We start from the raw sequence: 16565 nt of genomic DNA on the forward strand, positions 1-16565 counted from the left end.
GCTTGTATCCCGTCCGGAAAATCCACCAGACCACGCCCAGGCAAAGCAACAGGAACCCCAGCGTCATGCCGGCGCTGAGCACGACATTCACATCCGAGACGCCATAGAAACTCCAGCGGAATCCGTTGATCAAATACACCACCGGATTGAATAGCGTGATCTTCTGCCAGATCGGCGGCAGCATCTTGATCGAATAAAAGCTTCCTCCCAGGAAAGTCAGCGGCGTGACCACCATCAGCGGGATCACCTGCAGCTTCTGGAAATCGTCCGCCCACAGCCCGATGATGAAGCCGAACATGCTGAAAGTGACCGACGTCAGAAGCAGAAAGCACAGCATCCACACCGGATGGGCAATCTCGTAAGGTACGAACACACGCGCGGTGACCAGGATCAGCAACCCCAGGATCATCGACTTGGTCGCTGCCGCACCGACATAACCCAGCACCACTTCGATATACGACACCGGCGCCGACAGCAGCTCATAGATCGTGCCGGCCCATTTGGGCATATAAATGCCGAACGACGCATTGGAAATGCTCTCGTTCAAAAGCGAAAGCATGATCAGGCCGGGAATGATGAAGGCACCGTAGCTGACCCCGTCGATGTGCCCCATGCGTGAACCGATCGCCGCCCCGAACACGACGAAATACAATGAAGTGGAAAGCACCGGCGAGGCGATGCTCTGCATCAGGGTACGAAAGGTGCGCGCCATCTCGAAGCGGTAGATCGCGGCAACGCCATAGACATTCATGCACGCGACCTCACCAGACTGACGAAGATGTCCTCGAGCGAACTCTCGCTCGAATGCAGATCCTTGAAATCGATCCCCTGCTCGTTCAAGCGACGCAGCAGCGCGGCAATACCGGTTTCCTCCGCCTGGGTATCGAAGGTATAGACCAGCGACTGCCCGCCCTCGCCCAGTTCCAGTGGAAGATCGGCCAACTCCGCAGGAACGGCCGTCAGCGGGGTTTGCAATTGCAGTGTCAGCTGCTTCTTGCCCAGCTTGCGCATCAGCACATGCTTGTCTTCCACCACGATCAGCTCGCCCTTGCTGATCACACCGACACGGTCGGCCATTTCCTCAGCCTCCTCGATGTAGTGCGTGGTAAGGATGATGGTGACACCGCTTTCGCGCAGACGGCGCACCATCTCCCACATGTCGTGACGCAGCTCGACATCGACGCCGGCGGTGGGTTCGTCCAGGAACAGAATCTCCGGCTCGTGTGCCAGCGCCTTGGCGATCAGTACACGCCGCTTCATTCCGCCTGACAGCGCCATGATCTTGCTGTCACGCTTGTCCCAGAGCGATAGATCGCGCAACACTTTTTCCAGATGCGCAGGGTTCGGCGCCTTGCCGAACAGGCCGCGGCTGAAGCGAACCGTCGCCCAGACCGTCTCGAACGCATCGGTGTGCAATTCCTGCGGCACCAGGCCGATCTTGCTGCGCGCCGCCCGGTAATCGCGCGCAATATCGTGGCCGGCAGCGAGCACCTGGCCGCTGCTCGCATTGACGATACCGCAGACAATGCTGATCAACGTGGTCTTGCCGGCGCCATTGGGACCGAGCAAAGCGAATATCTCGCCGCGGCGGATCTCCAGGTCCACATGCTTCAGCGCCTGGAAGCCGCTGGCGTAGGTCTTGCTGAGCTTGGCGATCGAAACGATGGGCGGTGCAGTCGAAGCGGTCACGGGCGGCATGAGACTCGCAGTTCCTTAATGGGAAGAAGCGACTGCGTCGGCATCGATGGCGCGCACCCTCAACAGGGCGAATCCGAGCACGGCGGCCACCAACGCGAAACAGGCTCCGGCCAGGAATGCGGCCTGATAACCGGCATTCAAGGCCGACAGCGCATCGAGGCCCTGTGCCTGCGCATGGCTGCTGCGCGAGGCTGCCAGGCTGGCCAGCGCGGCCAAGCCAAGGGCCCCGCCCATCATGAAGGCCGTATTGACGATGCCCGACGCCAGCCCCGAATCGCTGGGGCCGACATCGTTCATGGCCGCCAGCAGCACCGGGTTGAAGGCGATGCCCGCCCCCAGGCCCAACAACAACATGGGCGGCAGCACGTCGATGAACAGATTGCCCTGCACGGGCGCTCGCGCGAACAAGGCCAGCCCGAGCGTAGCCAGCAACAACCCGGCCGCGAGCGGACCGCGAATGCCGAAGCGCATGACCAGCTTGGCGGACAGGCCCAGCGAGAACACGGCCATGATCAAGTTGCAGGGCAAGAAAGCCAGGCCCACTTCCATCGGGTGGTAGCCCAGCACCTGCTGCATATACAGTGCCGACAAGAAGAACCAGGTAAACATGGCCGCGGCCCAGAGCACGCCCACCACGTTCGCCACCGTCAAGTTGCGCAGCCGAAACAGACCCAACGGCATCAATGGCGCATGCACACGCGATTCGATAATCAGGAAGCTGGCCAGGAGCGCCACGGCAACGGCAAGCAGTACAAGCGTACGCGCCGATGCCCACCCGACCTCGTTACCGTTGACGATCGCATAGACCGCGAGCATCAGCGCGGCGGTCACCGTAAAGGCGCCAGCTACGTCGAGGTGACGGCTGGCCAATGCCTTGCGCGCGTCCGGTAGCAACCGAAGCGATAATGCAATAACGGCGATGCCGATCGGCAGGTTGACCAGAAAGACCCAGTGCCAATGCAATGCGCCGGTCAACAAACCGCCCAGCAATACGCCGATGCTGCCGCCACCGGCGCATACGAAGCCATACACGCCCATCGCCTTGGCCCGATCCGCAGGTTCGGTAAACAAGTCCATGATCAACGACAGCGCGACTGCCGATACCACCGCGCCGCCGACACCTTGCACGGCGCGTGCAGCTACCAGTTGGGTTTGCGCTGTGGCGACGCCACACGCCAACGAAGCCAGCGTGAACGCAGCGATCCCGATCAGGAACAGGCGCCGGTGGCCATACAGATCGCCAAGCCTGCCGCCAAGCAACAAGAAACCGCCATAGGTAAGAATATAGGCATTGACCACCCAGGCCAGCGTAGTTTCGGAAAATCCCAGGTCCGTCTTGATCGAAGGCAAAGCTACATTGACGATCGTGGTATCGAGCACGATCATCAATACGCCCAGGCACAACACGATCAAGGCCGCCCAACGCTTGTCGCGATGCGCGGCCAGGTGATCGGAAGCATCGCTCCGCACTGCCGTCATGTCTTCCTCCCCGGCTGCATACCGACCGCCTGGAGAAAAACCAGACGACCTCGTCTCGACGGCTCCTAGAGCTCGACGAATGTCTTGAACCCGCCGAAGAACATGCGCTTGAGATCGAATGGCATCGACTTCGGATCGTTCATCATATCGGCAAGACGCGGGTCGGCCATGACTTTCTTGTTGATCCGATCGCGATCGCGCCGCGATTTATAGACGATCCACGAAAACACCACCACTTCGCCCGGCTTGAGCTTGACGGCCTGCGGGAACGACGTGAGCTTGCCCGGCTTCACATCGTCAGCGACGCATTCGCGATACTCCAGTGCACCGTGCTCGCGCCAAACGGCACCCGCCTTGCGGGCTATCTTGCGATAAGCATTCAGCTTGTCCTGCGGCACGGGAACGACAAAACCATCGACGTAACTCATGACTCCTCCTCAGGCAAGGGGGCGAAGACGGGGCATGCGCTATGCGGCCGCCGGGCGGCGTTGCGGGCCCACGCTAACATCGATGACTGACAATGGCATGTGTCGCTGCGGCAAAAATACCTGACGCGTCCGCTTTCTGTATCAGGCTCGCTCCTTGGACAGCATCGCGCCCTGCACCACCGACTCGCTTTCGTAATGGCGCCACCAGGGAGCACCGAGCGGCGAATCCGGCGCGACCGTTTCACCTGGCCGCGGCTGCACCAGTCGCACACCGTGGGTGGCGGCTAGCGCACGAATTCGCTCAGCCGGCTCGTCCCAACGATGCAGCGCCAGGTCGAACGTACCCCAGTGCACTGGCATCATCGTCATGCCACGCACCATCTGGTGCGCCGCTAGCGACTGCTCTGGCTGCATGTGCACATCCGGCCAAGTTTCGTTGTAGGCACCGCACTCGATCAAAGTGAGGTCGAACGGCCCATAGCGCTCGCCGATTTCGGCAAATCCCGCATGCATGCCGGTATCGCCACTGAAGAACAGGCGCTCGTCGCGCCCGACAATGACCCAGGAAGCCCATAGCGTGCGGTTGCCGTCGCGCAGTCCACGCCCGGAGAAATGCTGAGCTGGCGTCGCCGCAAGCGTGAGCGAGCCGAGCCGTGTTTCCTGCCACCAGTCCAGCTCGACGACACGTTCGGCCGCAATGCCCCAGTCAACCAATCGCCGGCCCACGCCCAAGGGGGCATAGAAGCGAGGTACGCGCGTGGCGAGGGCAAGGATCGTGCTGCGATCGAGATGATCGAAATGATCGTGCGAGAGCACCACTGCATCCAAGGCCGGTAGTTGTTCCATACCAAGTGCCGGTGGCGTGAAACGGCGCGGACCGGCAAATGTGAACGGCGAGGCACGCTGGCTCAGTACCGGATCGGTCAACACACGCAAGCCATCGAGCTCGATCAAGGCCGTCGAATGCCCCAGCCACGTGACGCGTAACCGTTGCGATGCCGGCCCATCCAGGACCTCCCGTTGTACCGGCGCGACAGGCAACGCTTCACGCGGCTTGCGACGCAGGCCGCGGGCCTGTCGATAAGCCCGAAAAACGTCGCCAAGCGCGCCTTTTCGTGTCGACGCCACGTTGTGAAATCGCCCGTCGCGCCAACGTAGCGCGCCGGCATACAGATGCTTCGCTCGCTTCCCGGCTGGCCACGCAAGCCAAGCCAGCGCCATAGCCCCCAGCAACAGTACGACAACGCCCATGGCAGACCTCAAAGTATACGATGCCGTGTACTTTATGCCAGACAAAGAAAGAAGTAAACTACACCGTATACTTTTAGTTCAGTCACGGGCAACCCATTGAATCGCAGCGCAAATAAACGGCAAGCCATGCTCAATGCGGGCATCGCCGAACTCGTGGAGCGCGGCCTGACTGGCGCCAGCATGGAATCCATCGCCAGCCGTGCGGCAGTCTCCAAGAGGACGCTCTATAAACACTTTCCCTCGATCGAAGCCGTCTTCGAAGCCGTGCTGGCATTGCTCGTCGCCCGGGTCGAGCCGCTCGGTCGCCTGCGCTTCGATCCATCGCGCCCTTTCGCCGTGCAATTGCGCGATATCGCTGAACGCGAAATGCAATTGATCTGCGATGACTCATTCATCGGCCTCAGCCGTGTATTGATGATCGAGTGCATGCACTCGCAAGAGCGTAGCGCCCAGCTGACTACCCTCTTTCGGGAAAAAGAGCTGGGGCTTTATCGCTGGTTCGGCGAAGCACATGCGGCCGGCGAACTGATCAACATGCCGTCGCAGCTCGCCGCGGATCTGTTCGTGGGCATGCTCAAATCGTGCACGTACTGGCATGCGGTGATCGGCTGGCAAACCCCACCGGATGCGACAGCACAGGCAAAGATCGTCGACGAAGCTTGCGCGATGCTATTGGCGCGACTGGCGGACCTGCGCGCCGGCTAATACATGAGTCGGCCTCACCACTTCAGGGGACCTCTAAAAACCCTCTCCTACTCGTCAGCCCGACGATGAAAACCGAGGTTATCAGAGTTCCCTTCAGGCGCTTTCGGCCGCAGGCTTCGCCATGAAACGCCGATGCCGCAAGGTCACTTGCGCGAGGGTGAAAGCAATCAGGGCGCACCCGGCAATGCCTGCCACCATCGGCAAGGCCGTGCCATTGAAGAAGCGACCGATCACGCCGACGACGATAGCTCCAACGACGAATTGCATCGTGCCCATCATCGCCGACGCGGTACCGGCAATCTTGCCGTGCTCGTCCAATGCCAACACCGCCGTGCTCGGAATAACCAAGCCAAGAAAACCGTAGCCGACAAACAGCATGGCCATCAATACCGGCAATTGGGCGAACCCTGCGGCAACGACTGCCAGCAGCGCCAGCATCGTGATGGCGAAGCCGGTCACCGCGGTACGTACCACTTTTGCCAAGCCATGCTTTGCGCCGAACCGGCCGGCAAACTGCGCGGCCCCGATGAACGCGACCGCATTGATGGAGAAGGCCATGCTGTACTGCGTTTCGCTCAGGCCGTAGTGGTCGATCAGGATGAACGACGAATTGGCCAGATAGGCAAAGAAGCTGGCCACGCCGAACGAACCGATCAAGATCAAACCCAGATAATGACGATCGCGCAGCAGCACGCCATAGGAACGCAGGGCCGAGCCGACACTGCTATCCACGCGCAGCTCCGGTGGGCGCGTCTCCTTCAATACGGTCATGGCCAGGATCAAGCCGCACACAGCAGCCCCCGTCACCGTCCAGAAGATGCCGCGCCAGCTCGCGAACTGGATCACTAGGCTGCCGGTCAGCGGCGCCAGGATCGGCGAAACACTGAATACCAGCATCAGCAGCGCCATCAACCGCGCAGCATCATGGCCGGTATGCATATCGCGCACGATGGCTCGCGGAATCACCATGCCTGCGCAGGCGCCCAGGCCCTGGAAGAAACGAAACGCGATCAACGTATCGATATCCGGCGCCAACGCACAACCGATGCTGCACAAGGCAAACACAGTCAGGCCGAAATAGATCGGCACCTTTCGCCCGAACATGTCCGACAGCGGGCCGTACACAAGCTGCCCTACGCCAAGCGAGACAAAGAACGCCATCAAACTCAGCTGCGCGGTATCGACACTGGTATGCAGGCTCTCCTTGATGGAAGGCAATGCTGGCAGATACATGTCGATCGCAAACGGTCCGATCGCCGATAACAGGCCGAGAATGAGTGCCGCCCCAAGAAACCGGGAAGTCATGAAATATCCTTGCGCGCGACCAGGCAGGATGTCGCGTCTTCTATAGATGCAAATGGCGCGATCCAGGGATCGACGCGAGTACGGAGATTATTAAACCAGACGGTATTGAAATTCAAGTGCCGCGCGGCGAACGTCGATGCAGACTTGGAGGATAGCAGCGACTGCGCCGCTGGCGTGGTGCTCGATGTACGCGATAAGCTGGTCCCGCCCGACCTCCCCGTATCGTGTCGGGCCACATCGACCCACGTACGCCAAAGGAGGAAGAAATGGCTTTCTCTGCACGTGCCTCAAGTCCTGCCATCGCTGCCATCAACATCACACCGCTCGTGGATGTGCTGCTGGTACTGCTGGTCATCTTCATGATTACCGCTCCTGTCGTAACGCATAAGATCCGCAGCGACTTGCCGCGGCCGGGCGACAGTTTCATCGAACGGCCCGAGCCGATACGAGTTGCGATCGCTGGCGATGGCGGCCTTCGTTGGAACGATGCGCCGGTGACCGTCGCGCAATTGGATGCGCAGCTTGTCCTTGCGGGTGCGCGTACCGATCACCCGAGCCTCATGATCGATGCCGCCGATGAAGCGTCGTACCAAGCCGTAGCGCATGTGCTCGCACAGGCCAAATCGCAGGGGTTGAATTCGATCGACTTCATTGGGCGTTGAGAAGAACGTTGCTTGCGGAGTGAGGACTGGGGCGGACCGCCCACTCACCCCAACCCTCTGCCCCGGCGTAGCCAGGGAGAGGGACCAGTTACGCGAGTGCGAAACATTGAGGCGCACTTCAGGGAACCTCTAAAAACCTCTCAATCGCCCGAATATAGCGAAAGCGGATCCTATCGTTGTGGGAGCGACTTCAGTCGCGACAAGGACTTGCAGTGAGGCACGATTGTCGCGACTAAAGTCGCTCCCACAGAAAGCAAGTTTTTCGAGGTTCCCTTCAGTCAGGCTCCCTCTCCCCTGGCTATGCCGGGGGCTGAGGGCGAGGGGAACCATTCGAAGCCGTGCCTGGATGTCGATCCACCAGGACATCGCTCGTCTAGTTGTTGAACGTCCACAACGCCCCGGAGGCCCCATGAGCACCCGATTCCAACGCATCACGCCCTTCCTCTGGTTCAGCACGCAAGCTGAGGAAGCCGCTGCCTACTACACCGGTATTTTTCCCAACTCGCGTATCGTCGATGTCGTTCGTTATAGCGCAGAAGTCGCAAAGGCCTCAGGCCAGCCGGTCGGTTCGGCGATGACTGTCGCTTTTGAGCTGGACAATCAGCCATTCACCGCGCTCAACGGCGGACCGGTCTTCACATTCAATGAAGCCGTCTCGCTGGTGGTGCATTGCCAGGACGCTGAGGAAGTCGACTATTACTGGGACAAGCTGACTGCCGGCGGCCCGGTGGAAGCACAGCAATGCGGATGGCTGAAAGACCGCTATGGCTTGAGTTGGCAAGTCGTGCCCGAGGAAATGATCCAGATGCTCAAAGATCCGGATCCGGTCAAGGTCGCGCGCGTCGGCGCGGCATTGATGCAGATGAAAAAGCTCGATCTGGCCGACCTGCGCAAGGCCGCGGCGGGCTAACCCCTCAACCGTTCGCTAACGATATTTACGTAGCCCGCTTTGCTCCATCTCCTGCTTGCCGGAGGAGGTGCCCGGTTCACACGTAGCTTATCTGCCGTCGCAACCGCCATATCCCTGTCATATACGCTGCCTACGGTGGCTGGATGACACGCCGATCCCCCTGCCGCGGCCGAAGGGCTGCTTGCTCGCGTCTTTCCCATTCGTCTTTTTCGTGCCCAGGTACCGGCAGGAGCGCTTCGCCATGACGCTCAGCCGCCGCCGCTTTCTCGCCGGCATGGGTGGTCTCGCAGGCGCCTGTGCACTGGCAGACCTGCTTCGCGTCGCTCATGCGGACACGATGCACATGCATCGGCGCAGCAGCATGCCGACGCTCGCCGCACCCAAGGTGCCGATTGTCAATCCGGCACATCTGACGCGCTTCGTCGATCCGTTGCCGATACCGCCGCTCGCGCGCTCCACCGAGCAGCGCACGCACCCGGCCTATCCCGGTCGCAAACTCGCGTATCACCGCATCGACATGCGTGCGTTCAGCAGCAAACTGCATCGCGATCTTCCCGCCACACCGCAGTGGGGCTACCAAGGCATATCGCCCGGCCCAACCATCGAAGCCATGCGTGGTGAGCCCTTGTTGATCGAGTGGGCGAACGCGCTGCCGACCACGCATTTCCTGCCGATCGACCACAATATCCACGGCGCCGAACGCGAGCACCCCGACGTGCGCACCGTGACACACATCCACGGCGCACGCGCACCGGCGAGCAGCGACGGCTTTCCCGAAGACTGGTATGTCCCAGGGCATTCGCTGCTCTACCACTACCCCAATAGCCAGGACGCGGCCACGTTGTGGTACCACGACCACGCCATGGGCATCACCCGTCTGAATATCTATGCCGGTCTGTTCGGTGCGTTCATCGTGCGCGATCCGGAGGAAGAGGCGCTGGGCCTGCCTTCCGGCGAATTCGAACTGCCGCTCGTGCTCTGCGATCGCCTTATCGGCGAGGATGGCCAGCTTTATTATCCTGTCTCGGACGACCCCGAAGCCCCCTGGGTTTCCGAGTGCTACGGCAACGCCATGCTATGCAATGGCAGGCTGTTTCCGTACTTCGAGGTCGAACCGAGGCGTTATCGCCTGCGTCTGATCAATGCAGCCAATACACGCTTCTTCGATTTGTCGCTATCGCATGGTGCTTTCCATCAGATCGGTAGCGACCAGGGCTTGCTGCCGACCCCGCTGGAGCGCGCACGCGTGGAGCTCTATCCGGCCGAACGCGCCGATGTCGTGGTGGATTTCAGCGGCCTGGACGGCAAGACGGTACAACTTCGCCAGCAGGCCGATGCGATTTTGGAATTTCGTGTTCGCGATAAAGGCCGGCACGATACGTCAGTCTTGCCATCGACACTGCGCGCGGTGCCACGTATCGCCGCTTCGACATCGGTATGCGAACGCCTGCTGTCGCTCGGCGAGCAGGACGATTCGGGCGGCAATCCGATGATGATGTTGCTCGGCGGCAAGAGCTGGTCCGAGCCGATCACCGAAAAGCCCAAGCAAGGCACCACCGAGATCTGGAGCTTCGTCAACATCACCGGCGATACGCATCCGGTGCATTTGCATCTGGTGCGTTTCCAAGTGCTCGACCGTCGTCCGTTCGATATTTTCACGTGGAATGCACACCGCACGGTGAAGTACACCGGGCCTGCGCAACCGCCGCCGCCGCACGAAATGGGCTGGAAGGATACCGTGCGTGCGGATCCTGGCATGGTCACGCGCATCGTCGCGCGCTTCGACGGCGAACCGGGGCGCTATGTATGGCATTGCCACTATCTCGAACACGAAGACAACGAGATGATGCGGCCCTTTCAATTGCTGCCGGCCTGAGCACATTCAGCAACATCTTGCGAATAGACGTCTAAATCTACAGGTCAAATGTGACTGGCCACGCAACATTCGAGGCTGTAGCACGAACGTCACATAGATGGTCATCGCTGTCTTCGAAGCGCCAAAGCATCGTCATGTGACAAGACCACACTGCGTCGCGATCGATGCGACTCCCTATCAATGTCGCATGCGATCAATCAGGGGGACCACGCTCGATTCGCAACCTCCACGACGGATGTTGCTGGGGATCAAGTCATGTCCAAGATGTTCGACCGCAGGCGGCTCCATCCGCTGTTTCTCGGCATGTTGGCGACCGGCCTTGCCGGTGTCGTCAGCGCACAAACAACAATAGCTCCCGACAAAGACGCAGCTTTCAGGAAAGACATCCCGACCGCTCCGCTGCAGAGCCAGAAAGGCCTGCCCGGTGGCGTGGTAGTGCTGCACCAGCCCAAGCAAGGCTATTACAACAGCGACAAGACGCAGACACCGATCAAGCACGTGATTCTGCTGATCGGTGAAAACCGCACGTTTGACCATGTCTACGCCACCTACAAGCCTCCGCGCGGCGAGACGGTGTTCAACCTGCTGTCCGAAGGTATCGTCAACGCCGACGGCACACCGGGTCCGAACGTGGAACTCGCACGTCAGTTCCAGGCCACGCAGAGCGGCAATTTCGAAGTGGCGCCGACACGCACCACGCCTTATGAAAATCTGCCGCAGATGAACACCGGCGGCGCTCCGACCCAGGCACCGTTCGCATCGGCGGCGCAGGCTCAGTCGATCGAACCGGCCCTGCCCGACGATGCGTATCAGGAACTCGCCGAAGGCGGTACCGGCCTGCCCGGCGGCGTGCCCGACACACGCTTTCCGGCTACGCTGGTCAACGCGCCCGTCGATATGCACGCGTCGATCAGCTACAACGATTACGCCAACAGCCCGGTGCATCGCTTCTTCCAGATGTGGCAGCAGCTCGATTGCAATATCAAGGAAGCCACCACGCAGAACCCGAGCGGTTGCCGCGCGGATCTGTTCCCCTGGGTGGAAGTCACCATGGGCGCGGGTAACAACGGCGCCACGCAGACCGCGAACTTCACCGACCAGAGCACCGGCGAAGGTTCGACCTCCATGCAGTTCCTCAACATGAACAAGGGCGACGCACCCTACTTCAAGGAACTGGCCGAAAACTACGCTCTCAGCGATAACTTCCACCAGTCGGTGATGGGCGGCACGGGCGCCAACCACATCATGCTGGGCTACGGCACGCTGGTTTACTACGCCGACAGTAAGGGCAAGCCGGCCACGCCGCCGATCAACCAGATCGAGAACCCGAACTCGCAGCCGGGCACCAACAACTGGTGGGTGCAGGACGGCTACGGCGGCGGTTCCTACGTCAACTGCGCTGATGAGACGCAGCCGGGCGTGGCGTCGGTCAAGAAGTACCTGCGCTCGCTGCCGTACAAGACCTTCAAGGGCACCGACTGCAAAAAGGACGCCTATTACCTGGTCAACAACTACAACCCGGGTTACCTGGGCGATGGCACGCCGGCACCGCTGGGCGACCAGCAGTTCACCATGCCGCCTTCGAAGCAGGAGAACCTTGCCACGCTGCTCGAACGTCACCACGTGAGCTGGAAGTATTACGGTGAAGGTTGGGGCCAGGGTAAGGAGAACGGCGAAGCCGGCACCTTCTGCAACATCTGCGACCCGTTCCTGTACTCCACGCAGATCATGACCGATCCGGATCTGCGCGCGAACAACCAGGATATCAACGATCTGTACACCGATATCCAGAACAACACGCTTCCGGCCGTATCGATCGCCAAGCCGGACGGCATCCTGGACGGTCACCCGGCCTCATCGAAGCTGCAGTTGTTCGAAGGTTACGTGAAGAAGATTGTCGATATGGCCAAGGCCAATCCGAAGGTCTGGGCCGATACCGCCATTGTGGTGACGTTCGATGAAGGCGGCGGTTACTACGACTCGGGCTATGTGCAGCCGGTGGATTTCTTCGGCGATGGCACGCGTATCCCGACGCTGGTGATCTCCAAGTACTCCGAAGGCGGCCACGTGGTGCACACGTACTACGACCACGTTTCGTTCGACAAATTCGTCGAAGCCAACTGGGGGCTGCACGACCAGATCTCCGACCGCAGCCGCGACAATTTGCCGAACCCGATCTCGACGAAGCGCAATCCTTACGTCCCGGTCAATGCACCGGCGATCGGCAACTTGATGGACATGTTCGATTTTGGGAAGGGTAACGGCAAGGACAGCGTTACCGCGGCAATCACGGACTGATTGCTTCATTGACGCGAGCCGCCCTGCCTGGCCACCCAGGCAGGGCACTTTCTACTGGGAGTTGCTGTACGCGATGAATAACCCGCATCGATCGCATAACCGCCATTTACGATGGGCCGCCATGGTCATGCTCGCTCTTGCAGCGAGCGCCACGAGCGCTCACGCCGATCCCGGCGATTTCGGCGCCATGCCCGGCCTTTGGAAGATCGCCACCCGCTTGTTCCTGGGCGGCCACTGGTCCAAGCCCACCGTACAATGGCATTGCGTGGACGAGGGCGCCGACCCTTGGGCCTCCTTCGGCCATATCGACCTGCCCGGTGCCACCGACTGCCAGGCTGCCGACCGGCACCGCAGCAGCACCACCCTGGACTGGACCCTGCGCTGCCCCGGCAAGGCTACGATCGCCGCACGAGGCCATGTGGGCTTCGATTCGGCCGAGCACTACACGGCACGCCTGATCCGGCCTGACGGGGCCGACGCGGTCAGAATCGAGGGCAAGCGCTATGCCGCTTGTACCAGCCCGCAGGATTGATCCGGCTGACAAATTAGGCGTCTAGGCGTCCGACCCGGAATTTTTCCGATACCAAGCCCTGCCCCCGGACGGCACACTTATCCGAGCCGGTCCACCGGCCCGGCGATAAAAATAACCGGGGGGATTTATGCGCCGTATGACGCTATTGATCGTGCTGAGCCTGCTCGGCACTGACGCTGTCGCCGATACCGTGGCCGATACCGTGCCGCCGCCGACGGCGTGCGTCAATTTCGCCAGGCCGTTCTACCTGATCGCGCGAAACCGCGATCGCGGCGTTACCAAGTCCGCCGCGATGTCGAATTTCAAGCGCAACAAGAGCCACGAAGACGACGCCGATCCGAACGCGCCGGAAAACTGGATGGCCACGACAGTCAACGCGGTCTACAACTATCCGAACATCGCCCCCGAAGAACTGCAAAGCCGAGCGCTCAAGGCCTGCACGGTCGACGCGGCAGGCAAGATCCAGTTCAAGGGGCTGTAGCGCCACCAAGAACGATCTAAACGATCGTCGAAAAAAAACTGAACCGTATCCTCACTTCGCCCTAATAAGCGAGGCCGCATAGTGGCCTTGTGGGTCCTTTCCGCGTCCGAGGTCGCCGTCACATCATGTTCGCCAACACTACGACACCGACCTCATCCTCCGTCGACCGCTGGTTGCAGCGCATCCTGGCCGCTGTGCGGCATATCGCCAACGGCAAGCCCGAATGCAGCGCACAACCGCACCCGTTGACGCGTCGCCAGATTCTGTTGATGGAACAAGACCGCAAGCGCGCGGAAGCCAAGGCACGCTGCGCTGAACTGGCTCGCCAGGCCAAGCACAATAGGCAGCACGCGTAGCGCTTCCTCCCCTGAGCTCTCCTAACGGTTCGTCCTTTGCCACTTCGCCCCCCGCAGAGGGCGAGCCCCGCACCGGCGCACCGCGACTGCCTCACGACAAAAGGCGCCGGGCCCCGGCATCCGCCGGGATGACAGAGGTTCTTTGGGGATCCTCGGTATGGCTCCAGGGCATCTCTGGCGATGCGTCTATCAGCGCAACTGGCTGTCCTTGCTGCCGCGCCGATTGAATAGCTGCGCGCTCCGTTCGGCGTCCTGGGCTTCCTGACAGGTAACGCACAGGCGCACACCGGGTACGGCCTTGCGCCGTGCCTCGGGGATGGGGGCATCGCACTCTTCGCAATGCGTCAATCCTGGACCTTTACGCAATTGTTTGCGCGCACGCTCTACCGCGTCGCTCACGGTCGCGTCGATCTGATCCTGAACGGCGCCGTCGCCTGCCCAACCCGTCGCCATAGAGCCTCCGAACGCCTCTGCTACCGAGTCACAGCGTCAACATAGCGACGGGATTCGTAAAATCAAGCGCTTGGCCAGCTTGCCCGCGCGTCCAGGCACACAGGACCGTCACCTACGTTTCGAGTACATTGCTGTCCGGTGTGCCTGCGCCAAACCAAGGGCATGGCGCCATGTTAGGCACGACTTCCGCTCAGGTAAAAACACCCTGCACGCCAGGAGGATACGTCGATGACATCGAGCTCACCGGCCCGGCTTTTCCGGCACTGCGCGCTGCTAGCCGGCACGATGGCGATACTTGCCACGGCCATGCCCGCAGAGGCACAACGCTATCGTCACGGCTACCATCGCCCACCGCCGCCGCCCCACTACTACGGCCGCGATCGCCATCGCGGCAACGATACCGGCACCCTGATCGCCGGTGCTCTGCTCGGCGTGGTGGCGGGCGCGGCGATCGCCAACTCCCAATCCAACGCTTCGCGACCGCCCCCGGCGGTGGTCTACCGCGACCCGCCGCCACCGCCGCCACCCGGCGTGTATTACGACGACGGCTACTAAGCGAACGCTTGCCCGTCCGGCAAGTTCTCCCTGGACGATCGAATCGGAGTAACTACATGAACGACGCCATTGGCAAATTGGCCGTGTCTGCTTTGTTCGTACTCGGCTTGGCCGCACCGGCCGTGTGGGCGCAGCAAACGACCGCGCCCGGCACCGACATGAATACCGCACCCGCCACATCGCATGCGCAACGCCGTGCCGACGCGGTGGAACGCCGCATCGACGACTTGCACCAACAGCTGAAAATCACCGATCGGCAATCCAAGCAATGGGACGCGTTTGCCCAGGTCATGCGTGACAATGCGCAGAATACCAGCCAGGCTTTCCACGACCGCGCACAGAAGCTCGCAACCATGAGTGCGCCGGATGCGATGAAGTCGTATGCCGACCTGACCCAGATGCACGCCGAGAACATGAAGAAATTATCTTCAGCGTTCGGCGATTTATACGCCGTGCTTTCGGATGAGCAAAAGCAGACCGCCGATACGCTCTATCGCAACCAGAAGATGGGCGGACACCCTGGCAAGCCGCGGCATAAGGGCGGCAAACCTGCGAGTGCATCGACGGCTGGCCCGACGTCGTAACACCCGCTGCATCGATCGAAGCCCTCAGGTAGGGCTTCGATCGGGAACGTTCCAGATGCGCTCGGCGCGCACCCGCAATTGCGCCATCTGTGTATCGGTCGGAAAACTCCCGACCCGATAACGTTCGGGCAACAGGTCCGGCTCGGGCGACAATCCTCCCAGAACATCCATGGCCACATCCCAGGCAACCGAAACGATCTGCCTGGCCGTCGTGCAATAAAGCCAGAGGTAATCGGCGCGCGGCAGCAAAGCATCGACACCGCGCGTCCACTGTACCGAGCTGACGGAACCGCTCGTACCGACGCTGTCGGACAATCGATAGCTTGCTACGAAGAGATCGATGTTTTCATTTTCGTGGATGCGATCAAGCAGCTTCTTCTGATCGTCATAGACAGTCATATCGCCGCGATAGCGGATCTGGCGCAAACGCTCGGTAGCCGGGGCATCGCCATCGAACACCGACCAGCCATCGTCTTGCAGGCAGTACAGTCCGTATCCCAAGGGATGGGCCACCGTTTCCAACGCCTCGGCAGCAAGCTCCGTCAATGCGACCAGAGCGGCCGCGTCGTCCGACCCGGCGACCAGCAGGCAATCGCACGACGGGATGGCTATGACCGGCCTACCTTGCACCGGCAGACTACGAAGACGATCGTCGAGCAACAGGCGTGCCGCATCGAAACGATCCCGGCAGGGCGAACGCAGCACACCTTGACCGACCGGCTCGAACGTACCGGTGCTGCACGCGCGCAGATTATTCATGGCCAGCACCAACGCCCCGTCGAAATCCAATCCCCAGGCGTCCAGGCGATCCTGGCCCACGGGCTCGGCTTCGACCACAAGTACAATAACCAGCCGCCCGACAAAGGGGCGACAGGGAATCGAACGACAAGCCGGTTCGCCACGGACAAGACGGTCTTGCAGACGGGCAAATTCGAAGCCGGCGCCATCGCGGATTTGTGGCAGCAGGCGCTGCAGCGACGTGTCACTCGCAC

At 61.0% G+C, this 16565-nt stretch carries 18 protein-coding genes; 10 read left to right on the forward strand and 8 right to left on the reverse strand.

Annotated features, from left to right (window positions below; translation table 11 throughout):
• The 5 genes from VIM98_RS16555 to VIM98_RS16575 all read right to left on the reverse strand — a co-directional run.
• On the reverse strand, positions 1-751 hold a 751-nt coding region (locus VIM98_RS16555; protein ID WP_331994217.1), incomplete at its 3' end, for an ABC transporter permease.
• On the reverse strand, positions 748-1698 hold the full coding sequence (locus VIM98_RS16560; RefSeq protein ID WP_331994218.1) for an ABC transporter ATP-binding protein: 951 nt from the start codon (positions 1696-1698) through the stop codon (positions 748-750). The genes VIM98_RS16555 and VIM98_RS16560, both read right to left, overlap by 4 nt.
• Positions 1699-1713: 15 nt before the next feature.
• A complete protein-coding gene (locus tag VIM98_RS16565) occupies positions 1714-3177 on the reverse strand; it encodes a DHA2 family efflux MFS transporter permease subunit (RefSeq protein ID WP_331994219.1) in 1464 nt (487 codons plus the stop codon).
• Positions 3178-3242: 65 nt separating this feature from the next.
• Positions 3243-3605, reverse strand: coding sequence for a DUF1428 domain-containing protein (locus tag VIM98_RS16570; protein WP_331994220.1), 363 nt, complete (start codon positions 3603-3605; stop codon positions 3243-3245).
• 141 nt (positions 3606-3746) lie between these two features.
• A complete protein-coding gene (locus VIM98_RS16575; RefSeq protein WP_331994221.1) occupies positions 3747-4856 on the reverse strand; it encodes an MBL fold metallo-hydrolase in 1110 nt (369 codons plus the stop codon).
• A gap of 96 nt (positions 4857-4952) precedes the next feature.
• Here VIM98_RS16575 and VIM98_RS16580 point away from each other — a divergent pair, with 96 nt between their 5' ends.
• The gene (locus tag VIM98_RS16580; RefSeq protein WP_331994222.1) at positions 4953-5561 is read left to right on the forward strand and encodes a TetR/AcrR family transcriptional regulator; all 609 of its coding nucleotides are present in this window, start codon (positions 4953-4955) and stop codon (positions 5559-5561) included.
• 93 nt (positions 5562-5654) lie between these two features.
• On the opposite strand, the gene VIM98_RS16585 is transcribed toward VIM98_RS16580, so the two are convergent.
• Positions 5655-6866 (reverse strand): multidrug effflux MFS transporter, encoded by a 1212-nt coding sequence (locus VIM98_RS16585; protein WP_331994223.1) that lies wholly within the window; start codon positions 6864-6866, stop codon positions 5655-5657.
• Positions 6867-7132: 266 nt separating this feature from the next.
• On the opposite strand from VIM98_RS16585, the gene VIM98_RS16590 reads away from it, so the two are divergent.
• The 7 genes from VIM98_RS16590 to VIM98_RS16620 all read left to right on the forward strand — a co-directional run bounded on the left by VIM98_RS16590 (position 7133) and on the right by VIM98_RS16620 (position 13981).
• On the forward strand, positions 7133-7528 hold the full coding sequence (locus VIM98_RS16590; protein WP_331994224.1) for an ExbD/TolR family protein: 396 nt from the start codon (positions 7133-7135) through the stop codon (positions 7526-7528).
• Between the two features lie 409 nt (positions 7529-7937).
• Positions 7938-8438: a VOC family protein gene (locus VIM98_RS16595; RefSeq protein ID WP_331994225.1), complete on the forward strand. Its 501-nt coding sequence runs from the start codon at positions 7938-7940 to the stop codon at positions 8436-8438.
• Between the two features lie 241 nt (positions 8439-8679).
• Complete coding sequence (locus VIM98_RS16600) at positions 8680-10314, forward strand: multicopper oxidase family protein (RefSeq protein WP_331994226.1); 1635 nt, start codon at positions 8680-8682, stop codon at positions 10312-10314.
• A 255-nt stretch (positions 10315-10569) separates the two neighbouring features.
• The gene (locus VIM98_RS16605; protein ID WP_331994227.1) at positions 10570-12612 is read left to right on the forward strand and encodes an alkaline phosphatase family protein; all 2043 of its coding nucleotides are present in this window, start codon (positions 10570-10572) and stop codon (positions 12610-12612) included.
• Positions 12613-12733: 121 nt separating this feature from the next.
• Complete coding sequence (locus VIM98_RS16610) at positions 12734-13144, forward strand: DUF3617 domain-containing protein (protein ID WP_331994228.1); 411 nt, start codon at positions 12734-12736, stop codon at positions 13142-13144.
• A 127-nt stretch (positions 13145-13271) separates the two neighbouring features.
• Complete coding sequence (locus VIM98_RS16615) at positions 13272-13625, forward strand: hypothetical protein (RefSeq protein ID WP_331994229.1); 354 nt, start codon at positions 13272-13274, stop codon at positions 13623-13625.
• A gap of 125 nt (positions 13626-13750) precedes the next feature.
• Positions 13751-13981, forward strand: coding sequence for a hypothetical protein (locus tag VIM98_RS16620; RefSeq protein WP_331994230.1), 231 nt, complete (start codon positions 13751-13753; stop codon positions 13979-13981).
• A gap of 189 nt (positions 13982-14170) precedes the next feature.
• Here the strand turns inward: VIM98_RS16620 and VIM98_RS16625 are convergent, their stop codons facing one another.
• Positions 14171-14434 (reverse strand): DksA/TraR family C4-type zinc finger protein, encoded by a 264-nt coding sequence (locus VIM98_RS16625; protein ID WP_331994231.1) that lies wholly within the window; start codon positions 14432-14434, stop codon positions 14171-14173.
• A gap of 228 nt (positions 14435-14662) precedes the next feature.
• Here VIM98_RS16625 and VIM98_RS16630 point away from each other — a divergent pair, with 228 nt between their 5' ends.
• Together VIM98_RS16630 and VIM98_RS16635 are read left to right on the forward strand one after the other, a co-directional pair.
• Positions 14663-14989 (forward strand): hypothetical protein, encoded by a 327-nt coding sequence (locus VIM98_RS16630; RefSeq protein ID WP_331994232.1) that lies wholly within the window; start codon positions 14663-14665, stop codon positions 14987-14989.
• A gap of 56 nt (positions 14990-15045) precedes the next feature.
• Positions 15046-15573 (forward strand): Spy/CpxP family protein refolding chaperone, encoded by a 528-nt coding sequence (locus VIM98_RS16635; protein WP_331994233.1) that lies wholly within the window; start codon positions 15046-15048, stop codon positions 15571-15573.
• Positions 15574-15597: 24 nt separating this feature from the next.
• Here the strand turns inward: VIM98_RS16635 and VIM98_RS16640 are convergent.
• The coding region (locus VIM98_RS16640; protein ID WP_331994234.1) for a hypothetical protein at positions 15598-16565 on the reverse strand (968 nt) is incomplete at its 5' end.

It is taken from the genome of Dyella sp. (assembly GCF_036568765.1).
GTDB lineage: Bacteria > Pseudomonadota > Gammaproteobacteria > Xanthomonadales > Rhodanobacteraceae > GSA-30.